The following is a 599-nucleotide window of genomic DNA, read 5'->3' as shown; positions in this document are numbered from 1 at the left end:
TAACTTTAACAGGTACGGCAACGATTCCTACTGGTTCAGGTACGGCAATAATAGAAGTGAATGCTTTAACAGATAACTTGTTAGAAGCAAACGAAACGATTGTTATAATGGGAGTTGCTACAGCAGGATTTACTTGGAGTGCTACAGCCAATACTGCTATGGTAACGATAACAGATTCCAATCCGTTATCGGATAAGGTATTGCGTTTTAGTCCAACAACTGTGAGCACACCAGAGGGCACTTCGACAACGCTAGAAGTACGTTTGTCAGAAAAGATTACAGCAGTAAATGATATTACATTCAGTTATATAGTTAAAGGTACGGCAACTAGTGGTAAAGACTATACCCCATTGACAGGAAGAGGAAAGATACTAGCAGGGGAAAATTTTGCATCCATTGTTGTTACTGCATTAACAGATACTATTATAGAGGGTGATGAGACTGTAGTCCTAACAGGAGATGATATAGTAGGAGGTGCTATAGTAGAAAGTCTATTAACTGGATTTAGCTGGGATGGTGCAGCCAAGGAGGCTACAGTAACCATTACAGATGAAACTGATGAGGCAAATAAAGTATTAAACTTTTCTCCAACTACAGCA

The 599-nt window shown here is 39.4% G+C and carries 1 protein-coding gene; it reads left to right on the top strand.

Annotated elements, in window-relative coordinates:
- On the top strand, positions 1-599 hold a 599-nt coding region (locus IUY40_RS19215; protein WP_229335708.1), incomplete at both ends, for a Calx-beta domain-containing protein.

This window comes from Flavobacterium sp. ALJ2 (genome assembly GCF_015594725.1).
GTDB lineage: Bacteria > Bacteroidota > Bacteroidia > Flavobacteriales > Flavobacteriaceae > Flavobacterium.
Note: the sequence above shows the minus strand (reverse complement) of the source record. Positions and strands in the feature narration are given on the sequence as shown.